This window comes from Huintestinicola sp., assembly GCF_050874005.1.
Taxonomy (GTDB): domain Bacteria; phylum Bacillota; class Clostridia; order Oscillospirales; family Ruminococcaceae; genus Huintestinicola.
The window spans coordinates 75,010-91,544 of the sequence record NZ_JBNMJV010000005.1 but is presented as its reverse complement, the minus strand read 5'-3'; the positions used below and the strand labels follow the sequence as shown (position 1 = coordinate 91,544).

General features: G+C 47.0%; 18 protein-coding genes. All 18 read left to right on the top strand.

The genetic code is table 11. The features are described from left to right. Window positions 1-9: 9 nt before the first annotated feature. Window positions 10-693, top strand: a complete 684-nt coding sequence (locus ACR0QN_RS03215; protein WP_432649753.1) for a hypothetical protein — start codon at window positions 10-12, stop codon at window positions 691-693. A 43-nt stretch (window positions 694-736) separates the two neighbouring features. Beyond that, window positions 737-1,180 carry a flavodoxin family protein gene (locus tag ACR0QN_RS03210; RefSeq protein ID WP_432649752.1) on the top strand — a complete coding sequence of 148 codons (444 nt, stop codon included), beginning with the start codon at window positions 737-739 and terminating at the stop codon, window positions 1,178-1,180. A gap of 278 nt (window positions 1,181-1,458) precedes the next feature. Next, entirely contained in the window at window positions 1,459-2,277 is an 819-nt protein-coding gene (locus tag ACR0QN_RS03205) for an HAD family hydrolase (RefSeq protein WP_432649768.1), read from the top strand. Between the two features lie 10 nt (window positions 2,278-2,287). Beyond that, window positions 2,288-4,141: a TIGR03960 family B12-binding radical SAM protein gene (locus ACR0QN_RS03200; RefSeq protein ID WP_432649751.1), complete on the top strand. Its 1,854-nt coding sequence runs from the start codon at window positions 2,288-2,290 to the stop codon at window positions 4,139-4,141. Further along, the gene (locus ACR0QN_RS03195) at window positions 4,134-4,802 is read left to right on the top strand and encodes a TIGR03936 family radical SAM-associated protein (protein WP_432649750.1); all 669 of its coding nucleotides are present in this window, start codon (window positions 4,134-4,136) and stop codon (window positions 4,800-4,802) included. Before ACR0QN_RS03200 ends, ACR0QN_RS03195 begins: the two co-directional genes overlap by 8 nt. A gap of 238 nt (window positions 4,803-5,040) precedes the next feature. Further along, window positions 5,041-5,385 carry a 50S ribosomal protein L19 gene (rplS, locus tag ACR0QN_RS03190; protein ID WP_432649749.1) on the top strand — a complete coding sequence of 115 codons (345 nt, stop codon included), beginning with the start codon at window positions 5,041-5,043 and terminating at the stop codon, window positions 5,383-5,385. 193 nt (window positions 5,386-5,578) lie between these two features. Beyond that, window positions 5,579-6,160, top strand: a complete 582-nt coding sequence (gene lepB, locus ACR0QN_RS03185) for a signal peptidase I (RefSeq protein WP_432649748.1) — start codon at window positions 5,579-5,581, stop codon at window positions 6,158-6,160. A gap of 91 nt (window positions 6,161-6,251) precedes the next feature. After that, the gene (ylqF, locus tag ACR0QN_RS03180; RefSeq protein WP_432649747.1) at window positions 6,252-7,166 is read left to right on the top strand and encodes a ribosome biogenesis GTPase YlqF; all 915 of its coding nucleotides are present in this window, start codon (window positions 6,252-6,254) and stop codon (window positions 7,164-7,166) included. A gap of 10 nt (window positions 7,167-7,176) precedes the next feature. Further along, window positions 7,177-7,608 (top strand): hypothetical protein, encoded by a 432-nt coding sequence (locus tag ACR0QN_RS03175; RefSeq protein ID WP_432649746.1) that lies wholly within the window; start codon window positions 7,177-7,179, stop codon window positions 7,606-7,608. A 20-nt stretch (window positions 7,609-7,628) separates the two neighbouring features. Then, complete coding sequence (rnhB, locus tag ACR0QN_RS03170) at window positions 7,629-8,237, top strand: ribonuclease HII (RefSeq protein WP_432649767.1); 609 nt, start codon at window positions 7,629-7,631, stop codon at window positions 8,235-8,237. Continuing rightward, a complete protein-coding gene (locus tag ACR0QN_RS03165) occupies window positions 8,218-8,598 on the top strand; it encodes a YraN family protein (protein ID WP_432649745.1) in 381 nt (126 codons plus the stop codon). The genes rnhB and ACR0QN_RS03165 overlap by 20 nt, the downstream gene beginning before the upstream one ends. A 55-nt stretch (window positions 8,599-8,653) precedes the next feature. Further along, window positions 8,654-10,147, top strand: coding sequence for a threonine synthase (gene thrC, locus ACR0QN_RS03160; protein WP_432649744.1), 1,494 nt, complete (start codon window positions 8,654-8,656; stop codon window positions 10,145-10,147). 65 nt (window positions 10,148-10,212) lie between these two features. Next, on the top strand, window positions 10,213-10,899 hold the full coding sequence (locus ACR0QN_RS03155; protein ID WP_432649743.1) for a metallophosphoesterase: 687 nt from the start codon (window positions 10,213-10,215) through the stop codon (window positions 10,897-10,899). A 100-nt stretch (window positions 10,900-10,999) separates the two neighbouring features. After that, complete coding sequence (tig, locus tag ACR0QN_RS03150) at window positions 11,000-12,280, top strand: trigger factor (protein ID WP_432649742.1); 1,281 nt, start codon at window positions 11,000-11,002, stop codon at window positions 12,278-12,280. A 35-nt stretch (window positions 12,281-12,315) separates the two neighbouring features. Continuing rightward, window positions 12,316-12,906 carry an ATP-dependent Clp endopeptidase proteolytic subunit ClpP gene (clpP, locus tag ACR0QN_RS03145; RefSeq protein ID WP_432649741.1) on the top strand — a complete coding sequence of 197 codons (591 nt, stop codon included), beginning with the start codon at window positions 12,316-12,318 and terminating at the stop codon, window positions 12,904-12,906. Between the two features lie 91 nt (window positions 12,907-12,997). Beyond that, complete coding sequence (gene clpX, locus ACR0QN_RS03140) at window positions 12,998-14,287, top strand: ATP-dependent Clp protease ATP-binding subunit ClpX (RefSeq protein ID WP_432649740.1); 1,290 nt, start codon at window positions 12,998-13,000, stop codon at window positions 14,285-14,287. Window positions 14,288-14,464: 177 nt separating this feature from the next. Continuing rightward, on the top strand, window positions 14,465-15,721 hold the full coding sequence (locus ACR0QN_RS03135) for a glycoside hydrolase family 3 N-terminal domain-containing protein (protein WP_432649739.1): 1,257 nt from the start codon (window positions 14,465-14,467) through the stop codon (window positions 15,719-15,721). 186 nt (window positions 15,722-15,907) lie between these two features. Next, a complete protein-coding gene (locus ACR0QN_RS03130; RefSeq protein WP_432649738.1) occupies window positions 15,908-16,528 on the top strand; it encodes a class I SAM-dependent methyltransferase in 621 nt (206 codons plus the stop codon). The last annotated feature ends 7 nt before the right edge of the window (window positions 16,529-16,535 follow it).

Genomic DNA, 16,535 nt, shown 5'->3' with positions numbered 1-16,535 from the left:
GATATGGCTATGGCGCTCAGAGGTATCGACCATTACAGAGCAAATATGTACAGCCGCTCGGGAAACAGCACTTCAAATCAGCTTGCTTCCCTGCTGAACCGTTCCTCCGTTAACTCGAAAATGCTGAAAAAGGCTTACTCAAAGCTCAGCGAAAAAACGGGAAAGACCTATCTCAACCGGACGGACACCTCGGAAAATTCTGTTTCAAAATATTATCAGAGCGTTTCTCTCACCGAGACGGAAAATGCGGCAAAGCTGGGAGAAAGCGCTCAGGCTATGAGTCTTTCCGCTGTCAAGCTTATGGCGGCTGAGGAGATGTCAACCGAAAAGCTGACGGAAGAGGTCAAGGGCTTTGCGGAAAGCTGCAACGGTGCTGTGAACGCTCTTAAAAATACGTCGAGTTATGCTGCAAAGCTTACGGGCGACAGTATGACGGGCATTACCCGTTCCTTTGAGAGCGCTCTTTCAAAGGCAGGCATTACTGTGGGCGATGACGGCACTCTGTCGGTGGACGAAAAGGTGCTCGGCGAAAATACGGAGCAGGCAAGGGCATTATTCAAGGGCAGCTATTCCTATGGCGCAAAGATGGCTAAGAAGGGTTCGGAGCTTCAGAATTTAGCTCAGCTTTCCGGCGTTTCTGCGGCGGGAATTTACAACAGATACGGTTTCTTTGGCGGTAACTCGGAGGGCTGAGTTACCGTTTGGTTATTATATACATATGTGAAAGGATATTATTATGAAAACTGCTATTGTTTATTATTCAAAGCACCACGGCAACACTAAAAAGCTGCTGGACGAGATCGAAAAGGAGGGAGATGTGACCCTTATTGACGCTTCGGAGGTAAGCGAGACTGATTTGTCGGGATATGAGCTTATCGGCTTTGCTTCGGGAATATATTTCAGCAAGATGAATGAAAAGGTTTTAGAGCTTGCAGGAAAATGTCTGCCCGAAAACAAGAAGGTGTTTTTCATATTTACCTGCGGCTCTATGGGTAAGAACTACACTAAAGCGATAAAGGATATTGCAGTCTCAAAGGGTGCGGATATTCTGGGTGAATACGGCTGTCGGGGATTTGATACATACGGTCCTTTCAAGCTTGTGGGCGGCATTGCTAAGGGGCACCCCGACGACAAGGATATTTCGGGGGCTGTGGAGTTTTTTAAGGGTCTCTGCAAATAATTTTTGTGGGGCTGCTGCGTGGGTTTGCGGCAGCCCTTTTTGGAATATATGTGCTGTATTAACAATTATGCTTATAGGATTTTGGGCATTTATACGAAATTCGGTTTATTTGGCACTTTTGTTTCTGTAGGGTATTGGCTTTTGGAACAAATGTGCTATAATGTACATACAATAATATTGATAACGGGGTGAAAGCACTCTTAAATTCGTCCTTGAAATCTATGGGGAAATATGATATAATGTGTTTCGGAAATGATTTTTGAAAGGATTGAACTCATATTATAAAATTTATTGCAGCCGATCTGGACGGCACTCTTTTAAACAGCTCCCACGAATTGCCCGAGGGATTTTTTGAGCTTGTGGAGCGTATGCACCGCAGCGGCGTGGTTTTCGCTGCCGCTTCGGGGAGACAGTATTACGGCGTGGAGCGGCTTTTTGAGCCTGTGAGAGACAAGATGATGTTTATTGCCGAAAACGGCGGCATTGCTTTTGAAAAGGGAGAATGCGTTTATTCCCTGCCGATGGCGGACGAGGGCGTGCTGGAGATGATAAAATGCGCCCGTGAGCTGTATGATGATGGTGTGAGGGTGCTTTTGTCGGGGGAAAAGTCAGCTTATGTTACGGACAGCGACCCCGAATTTTCCGAGAGCTGCAATATTTATTGTGCGAGGCTGAGTGTGCTTAATCGGCTTGAGGATTTTGTCGGAAATGACCATATTATCAAGGTGGCTCTTTTTGACAGGAATGCGGAACAGCTCACATATCCTGCAATGAAGCGGTTTTCGGACAGTTACAATGTTATTCTTTCCAATACTCAATGGGTGGATATTGTGGGGAAAGACGTTAACAAGGGAAATGCGGTGAAAAAACTGATGGACAAGCTGGGAGCAGGATTTGAGGAGGCTATGGTTTTCGGGGATTATCTCAATGACCTGGAAATGATGGGCTGCTGCAAATACAGCTTTGCTATGGAAAATGCTCACCCGATTTTGAAGGAGAATGCCGGTTTTATTGCTCCTTCTAATGATGATAATGGTGTTGTAAGGGAAATTTTAAGGCTTATTCCCGAGCTTTCGGGGGAGGCTGTTCGGATATGAAAGGTGAAATATGGAAAATCTTCGAGAAAAAATTGAAAAGCTACTCTTAAAAGTAAAATCCCCCTCAAGATATATCGGCGGTGAGCTTAACAGCGTTGTGAAGGACAAAAGCAAGGTGGACGTGCGGTTTGCTTTCTGCTTTCCCGACGCTTATGATGTGGGTATGTCCCACATTGGTATGAAAATTCTTTACTCGCTGAAAAATGCCCGTGAGAACTGGTGGTGCGAGAGAGTTTTTGCTCCCTGGGTGGATTTTGAGGAGCTTATGCGTGAAAATGACATTCCGCTGTATGGGCTTGAGAGCCTTGACCCCATAAAGGATTTTGACTTTATCGGTTTTACCGTTCAGTACGAGCTTTGCTACACTAATATCCTTAATATGCTGGACCTTGCGGGGCTGAATGTGCTTGCTGCCGAGAGGGGTGAGAATGACCCTGTTGTCATTGCGGGAGGTCCTTGCGTTTGCAATCCCGAGCCGCTGTGCGACTTTATTGACCTTTTTGTTATCGGCGAGGGAGAGGAGGTCAACATAGAGCTGATGGAGCTTTATGAGAAGATGAAAAAGTCGGGCGAGTACACTAAAAAGGCATTTTTGCTCCGTGCGGCGGGGATAAAGGGTATCTATGTGCCTTCATTATATAATGTGTCTTACCTTGAGGACGGGCGCATTGAGAAGGTAGAGCCTGTTTGCGGGGGCGTTCCGGAGAAGGTCACAAAGCGTATAATTGCCGACCTTGACAAGGTTTTTTATCCCGAAAGCTTTGTGGTGCCTTTTTCCGAAATAGTTCACGACAGGGCAGTTGTGGAAGTTCTCAGAGGGTGCATAAGGGGCTGCCGCTTCTGTCAGGCGGGATTTATTTACAGACCATTCAGGGAAAAATCTACGGGTACTATTGTTAATGAAGCCAAGGCTTTATGCGAGTCTACGGGATATGAGGAGCTGTCTCTTGCGTCTCTCAGCACAAGTGACCACTCGGATATTGAGGAAATGCTAACGGAAATGACGGGGTACACCGAGGGCGAAAGGGTAAATCTTGCGCTGCCTTCAATGCGTATCGACCGTTTTAACAAAAATCTTATGGAACAGCTTTCAAAGGTGAGAAAGAGCGGTCTTACCTTTGCTCCCGAGGCGGGCACTCAGAGACTTCGTGATGTTATCAACAAGAACATTGACGAGGAGGAGATAATGTCCGCCTGTAAAACTGCTTTCGAGGGCGGATATGCGGGTGTGAAGCTGTATTTTATGATGGGTCTGCCCACCGAGACGGACGAGGACATTATCGGCATTGCCGACCTTGCTAAGCGTATTGCCGACCTGTATTTCAATATGAAAAACCGTCCGAGAGGTCAGAAGCTTTCTATTTCAATAAGCTGTGCCACATTTGTTCCGAAGCCCTTTACTCCTTTTCAGTTTGAGCCGCAGATAAGCATTGACGAGATAAACCGCCGTCAGAAGCTGCTTCTTGACAGCACAAAGGGCAAGAGGTATATAAATGTAAGCTATCACAATTTCCGCATAAGCATTCTTGAGGCTGCTCTGGCAAAGGGCGACAGGCGGCTTGGGGCTGTTATAAAGCGTGCCTGGGAACGGGGCTGCAAATTTGACGGCTGGGACGAGATGTACCGCTATGATGAATGGATGGCGGCTTTTGCGGACACGGGTACGGATATTGATTTTTACGCTCACAGAGCTATGGATTATGACGAGGTCACTCCTTGGGATCACCTTGATTATATGATAGACAAGAGCTTTTTTGTGAGAGAAAACAAAAAGGCTAAAGAGGGAAAGGTCACAAAAAGCTGCCGTGAAATGTGCAGCGGCTGCGGCGTTAACAAGGCGGCTGGGAGGGAATGCTTTGGATAAGAAAAACATCAGGGTCTTTTTTGAAAAAAAGGACAGGGCGATCTACATTTCCCACCTCGACCTGCTGAGGACTATGCAGAGGGCTTTGAAGCGTTCGGGACTTCCCGTATGGTATTCAGAGGGCTTTAATCCGAGGATATATCTGAATTTTCCCCTGGCGCTTTCTCTGGGCACCGAGGGCGTAAGAGAGCCTATGGATATGGCGATAGTCGAGGACGTTAGCTTTGAGGAGATAACAGAAAAGCTTAACGGGGTTTGTCCCGAGGGGATAAGGATAGTTTCGGCGGCTTATCCCGTTCACCCCAACAAGGACATCGGCTTTGCGGAATATGAGACGTTTTTTTCGGGTGATACAGGAGCTTTGAAGGCGGCTGTTTCGGGATATATCTCGCAGGAGAGCATTAAGGTTATGAAGCACTCAAAGAAAAAGGGTATGATAGAGGTGGATATAAAGCCACATATCAATATTCTGAGCGTTTCGGAATGTGAAAACGGGATAATGACGGCACTCAGGCTCCCCGCAGGAAATGAGCTTAATCTTAACTGTGCCGTTTTTACCGAATCTTTCCTTGAATACTGTAATTCCTGTGAAATAAAAGCAGAGCTTCATTGTGCAAAACGCACAAATATACTTTGCGCAGACGGTGCAGCATTTGAATAAAATGCAGAAAATTTAAATATGAGAAAAAACTATTGAAATTTTTATGCAGATATGGTAAAATAAATACGCATTTAAAATCCGTCGAAGTATGCCTATGCGCCGAAAAGACGAGATTAGTGCTGCAGGCAGTATGTTTGCAACATTAAAAGGATAGTCCGCTGCTCCGCCCTCTCAGGCGTCTTTTTGAGGGGATATTATGTGGGGTAAGAATGTCTTGATATTTTAGGAGGATATTAAAATGGACGCACTCAAGCTTATCAGCGACTCAAGCCTTAAGGCTGAGGTTCCCGCTTTCGAGGTGGGCGATACCGTTAAGGTACACGTAAGGATCAAGGAAGGTCAGAAGTACAGAATCCAGGTTTTCGAGGGCACCGTTATCGCTAAGAGACACGGCGGCATTCAGGAGACCTTCACCGTCAGACGTGTTGCTCACGGCTGCGGCATCGAGAGAGTTTTCCCTGTACATTCTCCCGTTGTTGACAAGGTAGAGGTTGTTAGAAACGGTAAAGTCAGAAGAAGCAAGCTTTACTACCTCAGAGACAGAGTCGGCAAGGCTGCAAAGGTCAAGGAGCAGATCCAGTAATCTGCCGCATAATGTGAAAGGAATAGGACTCCTTTCAATTGACCGAAAAGCTTATATTGTACACAGCGCAGCATACGCTCCGCTGTGTACCTTAAATGCTTTTTTATCGGTCGCTTGGGGACTTATGAGCAGTTCCCTTTTTTGCTATTAACGCAGGTGACCGTCCCAGACGGAATACGAAAGGATGAGCATAATGGCTAAGTTTCAGATCAATTATGAAGCGCTGGACGCTGACGAAAATAAGAAAAACGGCACTCCCTATGAGGAGTTTCTTGAGTGGTCGGAAACCATAATATTCGCATTTTTCGCTGTGATCCTTGTTTTCACCTTCCTGCTCAGACAGGCAAACGTTGACGGTGAGTCAATGGTTCCTACTCTTCAGGACGGCGAGAAGCTTATTGTTCATCATCTTTTCTATACCCCCGAAAAGGGCGATATTGTTATAGTAGACAGCAAGAGCCTGGGCAAGCCCATTGTTAAGCGTGTTATCGCTCAGGGCGGCGATCAGGTGGACATAGACTTTGAAAGCGGCGTTGTTAAAGTCAACGGCGAAGTTCTTCAGGAAGACTACATAAACGAGCTTACTCAGCTTGACGAAGGCGCTTTTGAGTATCCTGTCACCGTTCCCGAGGGAAATTATTTCGTGATGGGTGACAACAGAATGCACTCTGCCGACAGCAGAAGCTCAAAGATAGGCTTCATTCCCGAGGACGAGATAGTTGGAAAGGTCATTTTCAGGATCTGGCCTATGGATCGTATAGGAACTGTTGAATAAACAGGCACATAAATTTTACGGAGGAAAGACAGACGGAAAGACATTCGCCTTTCGCCTGCTTTCCTCTTTTGAGTTTTAAGGAGTATGGCAGATGAACGAAATACCGTCAATACAGTGGTTTCCCGGGCATATGACCAAGACCCGCCGAATGATGGAAAAGTGTCTGCCGCTTGTGGACGCAGTTGTGGAGGTCATTGACGCAAGGGTTCCAATGTCCAGCAGAAACCCCGAGATAAACACCCTTGTGGAGGGCAAGCCCCGTATCGTGATACTGAACAAGTGCGACGCTGCTGACGAGAAGATAACTCAGAGCTGGGTGGAGTTTTTCCGAAAAGATGGCATTTGCGCCGTTCCTGCGGACTGCAGAACAGGCAGAGGGCTTAACAGGTTTGTCCCTGCGGTAAGGGAGACTCTTGCTCCGCTTATTGAAAAGTATGCCGCAAAGGGTATGAGCGGACGAGTACTGCACCTTATGGTGGTGGGTATACCCAACGTTGGCAAGTCCTCGTTTATTAACCGTATGGCCGGGCAGAAAAAGGCTAAGGTTGAGGACCGCCCCGGCGTTACCCGTGAAAAGCAATGGGTAATGGTGGATAATGACATTGAGCTTCTGGATATGCCCGGCGTGCTGTGGCCAAAATTTGAGGATATGTCTGTCGGAGAAAAGCTTGCGTTTACGGGTGCTGTGAAGGACGACGTTGTGGACACCGAGCTGCTTGCCTGCAGACTTCTTGTAAGACTCAGAGAGCTTTATCCCCAAGGGCTTAAAGAGCGTTATAAGATAAACCTCGAAACTCCCGAGGAGGACGAAATGACCGAAAGCGGCGAAGCTATGGGCTGCCTTTCGGGCTATGAGCTTCTTATGAGAGTGGGAAAGGCAAGGGGTATGCTCATTTCGGGGGGAGAGATAAACACCGAGAGAGCAGCTATAACCGTGCTTGACGAGTTTCGGAGCGGAAAGCTTGGCAGGATAACTCTTGAGACGCCTGAGGAATTTGCGGATTAGGGGGAGAAAAATGTCGGATAGTGAAAAAACTCTGGTTTTCAATCCGGGCGGCTTTATTCTGAAGATAATAATATGCATAGTCTGCGCTGTTTTTTATGCCAAGACTGCATTTACAGGTCTTGAAGACCCAACACCCATTAAATATGTTCAGGAAATTTTACAAATGCTCCTGAGTATCATACTTATCTATGATGTATGCTCATTATTTGGCTTTGCCCTCAGAACCACGGGAAATTATTTCATTGCGGCGATCTTATGGCTGATCTTGTTGGTTTTGGTTTGCGTGGCATCAAGTGAACTCGACAAGCTGATAAATTTTGAAAATGAAGCATTGACTAAAGTTGTTAAATTTGCTTCAGAATGTATATTGATCGTCCTGTTTACACTTCCGCTTTTAAGTGATATCAAAAAAGCCGTTCTTTATTTTAAAAATACCGTATAAGGACAATGGATATGGACAATATGTCACTTTTTGAATACGATAAGACCGTCAGACTTTTTCACCCCGTTTTCTGCGGTATTGACGAGGCAGGCAGAGGTCCTCTTGCAGGAGATGTTTATGCCGCCGCCGTTATACTTGAGGACGGCGTTGTCATTGAGGGCTTAAACGACAGCAAAAAGCTCAGCGAAAAAAAGCGTGAGGAGCTTTTTGACGAGATCGTTTCCAAGGCGAAGTCATTCTGTATCGCCACCGCTTCCGTTGAGGAAATTGAACAGCTTAACATTTTGCAGGCGGCGCTTCTTGCAATGAAAAGGGCGGTGGAGGGTCTTGATGTGACACCCGGATATGCTCTTGTTGACGGAAACAAGTTCCCCCCTATCCCCATTGAGGGAGAGACTGTTGTGAAGGGCGACGGCACTTCCGCAAGCATTGCCGCTGCTTCAATTCTCGCAAAGGTGAGCCGTGACAGGTATATGAAGGATGCAGCGGAAAAATATCCCGAATGGCAGTTTGAACGTCACAAGGGCTACGGCACAAAGCTCCACTATGAAATGCTTGACAAATACGGTCCCTCGCCTATCCACAGAATGTCATTTCTGAAAAAATATTATGCGGCAAAGCAGGAGTGAAACAGGCAAGCTTGGCGAAGAGCTTACGGCTTATTATCTGATAAAGTCGGGATATGAAATTATCCGCAGGAATTTCCGAATCAAGGGCGGAGAGATAGATATCATTGCCAAAAAAGACGGTATCATCGCCTTTGTGGAGGTCAAGACCCGTGACATTTCCGCTCTTGAAAGCGGAGTGCAGGCGGTGGGGCGCAGAAAGCGCAGTCTGATAATAAATGCGGCTAAAGAGTATTCCTTCAGATACCCCCACGAGCTTCAGCCCAGATTTGACATTTCGGAAGTTACCGTTAAAAACGGGAAGATAGTTAAATTTTCCTACCTCGACAACGCTTATGACGGCGGCGAGGACAGCACATTGTAAAAACAGCGGTTTTACTGCTTTATATATAAATTTCAGAAAGGAAAGATTATTTGATATGTTTTACAAAAGCACCAGAAACAGCGAAGTAAAGATCAGCTCTGCAGAAGCCATCGTTCAGGGTATTTCCGCAGACGGAGGACTTTTCGTTCCCTCCGAGATACCCTCCATTTCTATGGACGAGATCGTAAGCCTTGGAGATATGAGCTATGCCGAAAGAGCGGCTTACATCTTCAAGAAGTTCCTTACCGATTTTACCGACGCAGAGCTTAAATACTGCACCGAAAGTGCATACAACGACAAGAGCTTTGCAACTGCAAATATTGCGGAGATATCCCACCTTTTTGACGGCACCTATGTCCTGGAGCTGTGGCACGGTCCTACCTGCGCTTTCAAGGATATGGCGCTCCAGATACTCCCCTACCTGCTCACAACTTCTCTGAAAAAGACAGGCATCAACAAGAAGGTGGTTATCCTCGTTGCTACCTCGGGCGACACGGGCAAGGCTGCTCTCGAGGGCTTTGCAGACGTTGAGGGCACTTCTATTATGGTGTTCTATCCCCAGGACGGCGTTTCCGCTATGCAGAAGCGTCAGATGGCTACCCAGGAGGGCAAAAACGTTACCGTTTGCGCTTTAAACGGCAATTTCGACGACTGCCAGAACGGCGTTAAGGCTGTATTTACAAACGATGAGATAAAGCAGAAGCTTTCCGACGGCGGAATGATGTTCTCCTCCGCAAACTCAATCAACTGGGGCAGACTTGCACCTCAGATCATCTACTACATATCCACCTATGCTGAACTCGTTAAGGACGGAGAGATAAATGCGGGCGACAAGATCAACGTTGTTGTTCCCACAGGAAACTTCGGAAATATCCTTGCGGCTTACTACGCAAAGAATATGGGTATGCCCGTTAACAAGCTTATCTGCGCTTCAAATGCAAATAACGTTCTCACAGATTTCATCAACACAGGCATTTATGACAGAAACAGAAAGTTTATCACCACCGTTTCCCCCTCTATGGACATTCTCATTTCTTCAAATCTTGAGAGACTTCTCTACATTATGTGCGGCGAGGACGACGCTCAGATAAGAGAATGGTTCGGAAAGCTGGCAAGCGAGGGCAGATACGAGGTCACCGATGATGTTAAGGCAAAGCTCAAGGCTGATTTTGCCGCAGGCTGCTGCGATGACGAACAGACCAAGGCCTGCATAAAGGAAATTTACGACAAATATTCCTACACTCTCGACACTCACACAGCTGTTGCCGTTAAGGTATACGAGGATTACAAGAAGGCTACGGGCGACAATACCAAGACCGTTATCGCTTCCACCGCAAGCCCCTACAAGTTCAGCACCGCCGTTCTTGAGGCTATTGAGGGAAGTGTCGGCGATATGGACGAGTTTGACAAGGTTGAAAAGCTCCATCAGGTTTCGGGCTATGATGTTCCAAAGTCTCTTGCAGAGCTTAAGGACAAGGAAATCCGCTTCACAGGCGTGATCGGCAGAGACGAAATGAAGGATTTTGTTCTTAAATCCCTTTCTCTGTAATATATCATTAAAGTCACCGTTTCATCGTGACTGCCGCAGCAACGCTGTTTTGGAAAGGAAATAAAATGGCGCTTTTTGTAATGGGAGATCTGCACCTGTCCCTTTCGGTAAACAAGCCGATGGATATTTTCGGCGGCTGGGACAACTATATGGAGCGGATAAAGGAAAACTGGACAAGAGAGGTTTCCGGGGAGGACACGATAGTCATTCCCGGGGATATCTCCTGGGCGATGTCACTTGCTCAGGCAGAGCCGGATTTCCGCTTTATCCACCGGCTTCCGGGACAAAAAATAATCCTCAAGGGCAATCACGATTACTGGTGGAACACCGCCGCAAAAATGAACAGATTTCTTGAGGAAAAGGGCTTTGGCAGCATACATATCCTGCATAATAACCATTATTCCTATGAAAAATTCGGGATATGCGGCACACGAGGCTGGATAAACGATGACAGCGAGCCTGCCGACGCCAAGGTGCTGGCAAGGGAGGCAAACCGTCTGGAAACGTCCATCGTTTCCGCAGAACAGGCAGGGCTTGAGCCAATCGTCTTTCTGCATTATCCCCCCCTTTACGGAAACGAGTACAACCCCGACCTGCTTGATGTGATGTATAAGCATAATATCAAAAAGTGCTATTACGGTCACGTTCACGGAAAAGGTCATCAGAATGCGGTGAACGGCGAGAGAGACGGCATTGAATTTCGGCTTGTTTCCGCCGATTATGTGCAATTTTGCCCTGTTAAAATAATGTAATTTGTGCAAAATGCAGAAATATCAAAATTGCTATAGCTTTATTAAAAAAACTATGGTATAATCTTTTTATATGCTTGTATTAAAATGGAGGATGTTGTAAATGAGCTTAAAATCTACAAATAAAATTGAAACAAACATTTATGAGCTTGAGGTGGAGGCTTCCGCAGAGGAGTTTGAGTCCGCTGTACAGGCTGCTTACCAGAAGGCAAAGAATAAGATAAACGTTCCCGGCTTCAGAAAGGGCAAGGCTCCCCGTAAGATGATCGAGAAGCTTTACGGCGAGAGCTGCTTCTATGATGACGCTGTTAACGCAATGGTTCCCTTTGTTGTAGGCAAGGCTATCGACGAGGCAGGCATTGAGGTAGTTGACCGCCCCGAGATCGACGTTACCGCTCTTTCCAAGGACACAGGCGTTGCTTTCAAGGTAAAGTGCATCGCTAAGCCCGAGGTAGAGATCTCCGATTATAAGGGAATAGAAGTTGAAAAAACTGTCAAGACTATTACCGACGAGGACGTTGACAACCAGCTGAAGTCTATGCAGGAGAGAAACGGCAGACTTATCACCATCGAGGACAGAGCAGTTGAAAACGGCGATACCGTTGTTATCGACTTCGAGGGCTTTATGGACGGTAAAGCATTCGACGGCGGCAAGGAGAACGGCTTCAGCCTCAAGATCGGTTCCGGTCAGTTCATTCCCGGCTTTGAGGAGCAGATCGTCGGCAAGTCCACAGGCGAGGACTTCACCATCAATGTAACATTCCCCGAGAATTATCAGATGGAAGAGCTTGCAGGCAAGCCTGCTGAGTTCAAGATCAAGCTCCACGAGATCAAGGCAACCGAGCTTCCCGACCTTGACGATGATTTCGCAAAGGATACTTCCGAGTTCGATACTCTTGATGAGCTGAAGGCTGACCTCAAGAAGAAGCTTGAGGAGAATGCTTCCAAAAATGCCGACGCAGCTGCCGAGAACGCTGTTTATGACAAAGTGATCGAAAAGATGAACGCTGAGATCCCTCAGGTAATGTTCGAGCATAAGATCGACGATATGGTAAGGGATTTTGAGATGAGACTTTCCCAGCAGGGTCTTGATCTTCCTATGTACCTCTCCTTCACAGGTATGGACGAGGCTGCTTTCAGAGATACCTTCAAGGATCAGGCTGAAAAGACCGTTAAGCTGAGACTGGCTCTCGAGCAGATCGCAAAGCTTGAGAACATCGAGGTAACTGACGAGCAGGTCATGGAAGAACTCAAGAAGATGTCCGAGACCTACAAGCTTCCCCTCAACCAGCTTATGAGCGTGGTAAGCCCTGCAACTCTCAAGACTGATATGCTTGTTACCGAGGCTTCCAAGCTTGTAAAGGACAGCGCAGTTATCAAGTAATTTACCGCTTAAATACATTTCGGAGGTGTTTCTGAATGAGCTTAGTGCCATATGTTGTTGAACAGACCGGACGAGGCGAGCGCAGTATGGATATTTATTCCAGGCTCCTCACCGACAGAATAATCATTCTGTCCGAGGAAGTGAATAATACCACCGCAAGTCTTGTTATCGCCCAGATGCTGTTTCTCGAGGGACAGGATCCCGAAAAGGATATTTCCTTCTATATCAACAGCCCCGGCGGCGTTATAACCGCAGGAATGGCAATTTACGATACTATGCAGTATATCAAGTGCGATGTTTCCACTATCTGTATGGGTATGGCGGCTTCAATGGGAGCATTTCTCCTTTCCGCAGGCACAAAGGGCAAGAGATTTGCTCTTCCCAATTCGGAAATTCTTATCCACCAGCCTCTTATTTCGGGCGGCGGAATTTCCGGACAGTGCACCGATATCAAGATACACTCAGACCATATGGTATACACCCGCAAGAAGCTCAATGAGATACTTGCCAAGAACACAGGCAAGCCTCTTGATGTTATCGAGCGTGATACCGAGAGAGACAATTACCTTACAGCCGAAGAGGCAATGGAATACGGTCTCATCGACAAGGTCATAGAGCACAGATAAAAACCGTTATTTGCTCTGCTGTCGTTTCGGCGGCAGAGCAATATTATATTATAGAAATATAGATTTTCCCCAAGGAAAGGAATGGTAACAAATGCCGTCGGAAAGAGGACCAAAGCGCTGCAGCTTCTGCGGCAGACCCGAGACAGCAGCTCAGAATATTTTTTCCGCAGGAGGAGCGAATATCTGCGACAGCTGCGTTGTTTACTGCTACGAAATGCTTATGAACAACGAGCAGCTGGGATATATCCCCGACCCCGAGCATTTTGAGCGTCTTGAAAAGATGAACGCTCCCCACGAGTTCAAGATAAAAAAGCCCGCAGAGATCAAAAAGGTTCTCGATGAGTATGTGATCGGTCAGGATATGGCAAAGATCGCCCTTTCCGTAGCGGTCTACAACCACTACAAGAGAATTGCTTCGGGCAAACAGGAAGAAAAGAACGATGTGGAGCTGCAGAAATCAAACGTTATCCTGCTTGGACCCACAGGCGTGGGAAAGACCCTTATTGCCTCCACACTTGCAAAGATACTTGACGTTCCATTCGCCATTGCTGACGCCACCACCCTCACCGAGGCAGGATATGTGGGCGACGATGTTGAGAACGTGCTTGTAAGGCTTCTCCAGGCTGCGGATTATGATGTTGAAGCCGCTGAACGTGGCATTATCTACATCGACGAGATAGACAAAATAGCAAGAAAGTCCGAAAACACCTCCATTACACGTGATGTAAGCGGTGAGGGAGTTCAGCAGGCACTCTTGAAGATCGTTGAGGGCACAGTTTCCAACGTTCCCCCCAACGGCGGAAGAAAGCACCCCAACCAGGAATGCATACAGGTAAACACCAAAAATATCCTCTTCATCTGCGGCGGTGCATTTGACGGTCTTGAACAGACCATCAAAAAGCGCAAGGACTCTACAACTCTGGGCTTCGGTGCGGACATCAAGAGCAGAGCCGAAAAGGAGAAGAACATTTTCAAGGACGTTACTCCCCAGGACCTTGTAAAATTCGGTATGGTCCCCGAGCTGGTGGGCAGACTTCCCGTTATCACCGTTCTTGACGAGCTGGACGAGGAGGCTCTCGTACAGATACTTACAGAACCCAAGAACGCTCTTGTAAAGCAGTATAAGCACCTCTTCGAGCTTGACGGCATCAAGCTTGAGTTCGAGGAAAAGGCACTCACCGCCATTGCCGCCGAAGCCATTAAGCAGAAAACAGGCGCAAGAGGACTTCGTGCAATTGTGGAGGGAATACTCCAGGATACAATGTTCAATGCCCCCTCTGAGGACGGTATCTCCAAGGTCATCGTAACCGAGAGCTGCGTGACGGAAAAAGCTGCTCCCACGGTCGTTAAGACTAAGGAAAAGAAAAAATCGGATAAATGATGATAGTCACCCGCCGGTAATTACGCTGTCGGGTGACTTTTATCATTTATATTATAGCACATATATTCTAATTTGTCAAGCGTTTCAGAACATAATTCCCAAAAATTTCATAACTTGACATAACAGCCAAAAAATACTATAATAAGAGTATTGATTAACCAAAAGGATTTGATAAACTTGAAGATAAGAAAAATAATTTCCGCAGCAGCAGCAATGCTCCTCTTTTCGGGGTGCAGCTCTGTCAGCGAAACGGTCAATAATTTTATAGAGAATGACGCAAACATCGGCAAGAACGCCCCTGCCGTAAACGGCACCATCGGCGACATTGATGCCCTGAACGAGGAAGCCGCAAAAACCGAGACAGAGTATGAGAGCGAGGAGGAAAAAGCCGCAAAGGCAGCAAAGAAGCGCCTTGAGGAGCTTAGCAAAAAAGCAGACGAGATAATATCTCAGATGACCGCCGAGGAAAAAACAGGTCAGCTTATCCTTGCAAGAATGCCCTCCTCCCCCGTTGAAGAAATGAGCAAATATCAGTATGGCGGCTACACCCTTTACGGCGACTATTTCAAAAAAAGCGACCCCGAGGGCATAACCGCTCTTACCGCAGAAATTGCCGAAGCGGCAAAGATATCCCCCTTTTTTGCCGTTGACGAGGAGGGCGGAACGGTGGTCAGGGTCAGCGCTTACACTCAGTATCGTGACGAGCCTTTTTCCTCGCCTCAGCTGCTTTTCAGCCGAGGCGGCAAGGAGCTTCTTGAGCTTGACACAGAGGAAAAGGCAAAGCTCCTCACCTCAATGGGCATAAACCTTAACCTTGCACCCGTTGCGGACATCTCTGCCGACCAGTCAAGCTACATTTATCCACGGACAATGGGACAGGGCGCAGAGGGCACAGCCGAGGGCGTTGCCGCTATCGTAAAGACCGCCGCCGACAATAACCTTGCCTCCTGCATCAAGCATTTCCCCGGCTATGGCGAAAACACCGACACCCACAAGGACGCCGCTCACGACAGCAGAGAGCTTTACGAGTTCTACAACCGTGATTTTGTTCCCTTTGAAGCAGGCATAAACGCCGATGAAAACAAGACCCCTGCGGTAATGGTGGGGCACACCATATACGATATGATAGAGCCTGACGTTCCCGCCTCCCTCTCCCCCGTTATCCACGAAGCCCTCAGGGATAAGCTTGAGTTTGACGGGGTTGTTATCACCGACGATCTTGGAATGGACGCCATACAGAATTATTCCTCCGAGCAGTCCATATATGTACAGGCGATACTTGCGGATAACGATATGCTCTGCGTTTCCGACCCCGAAACAGCCTACAGCGACCTGCTTGAAGCATATTCAAACGGTGTTATTTCAGACGATATCCTTAATGCCCACGTGAAGCGGATAATCATAATGAAGCTTCAGTATAAAATAATCAAATGATAACAGGCAGATATGACCGCCCTGCACTCTTTGCAGGAAAGCATATCTGCCTTTTTATGCTTTTATATATATTTTTCTGCATATTGTTATGCAAATCGGGAATAACTATTGACTATCATTACAAAATATGTTATCATATGAACAGATGAACATATGATAATTGATTTAAAATTGGAGATGATATAAATGAGTTCATTCTGGGACACCTTCGCAGGTATCTACGACCTTAGTCAGATGGTTTTCAACCACTCTGTAAACGAGCAGATGTGCAAAGCCCTGGAAAATGAGATACCCAAGGGTGCAATCGTCCTCGACTGTGCCGCAGGAACGGGTATGCTGTCAACAGCGGCGGCAAAAAATGCAAAAAAGGTACTCTGCACCGACCTTTCAAAGAAAATGCTCATTCAGGCAATGAAAAAATCCAGCAGACTGGGCATTCACAACATCGCCTTCGCAAAGCGGAACATCACCGCTCTGAAGGACCCCGACAACAGCTATGATGTTGTCATCGCAGGAAATGTAATGCACCTTCTCGATGACCCCGAGAAAGCCTTTTCCGAGCTTGTGAGAGTTACCAAAAAGGGCGGAAAAATAATTCTCCCCACCTATGTCACAAAGGAGTCGGGGTTTTTCTTCAAGCTCTGCATTTCGGTCTATAAGCTTTTAGGATATGGTGGGCGTGAAATGAACACCGAGGAATATCTGAATTTCATTGCCGAAAACGCCGAGAAAAACGGCTGCTATGAATACAGCACAAGGCTTCTTCTGGGAAATATTCCTGCAGGCTTTGCGGTAATAAAAAAGTAAGGAGGGC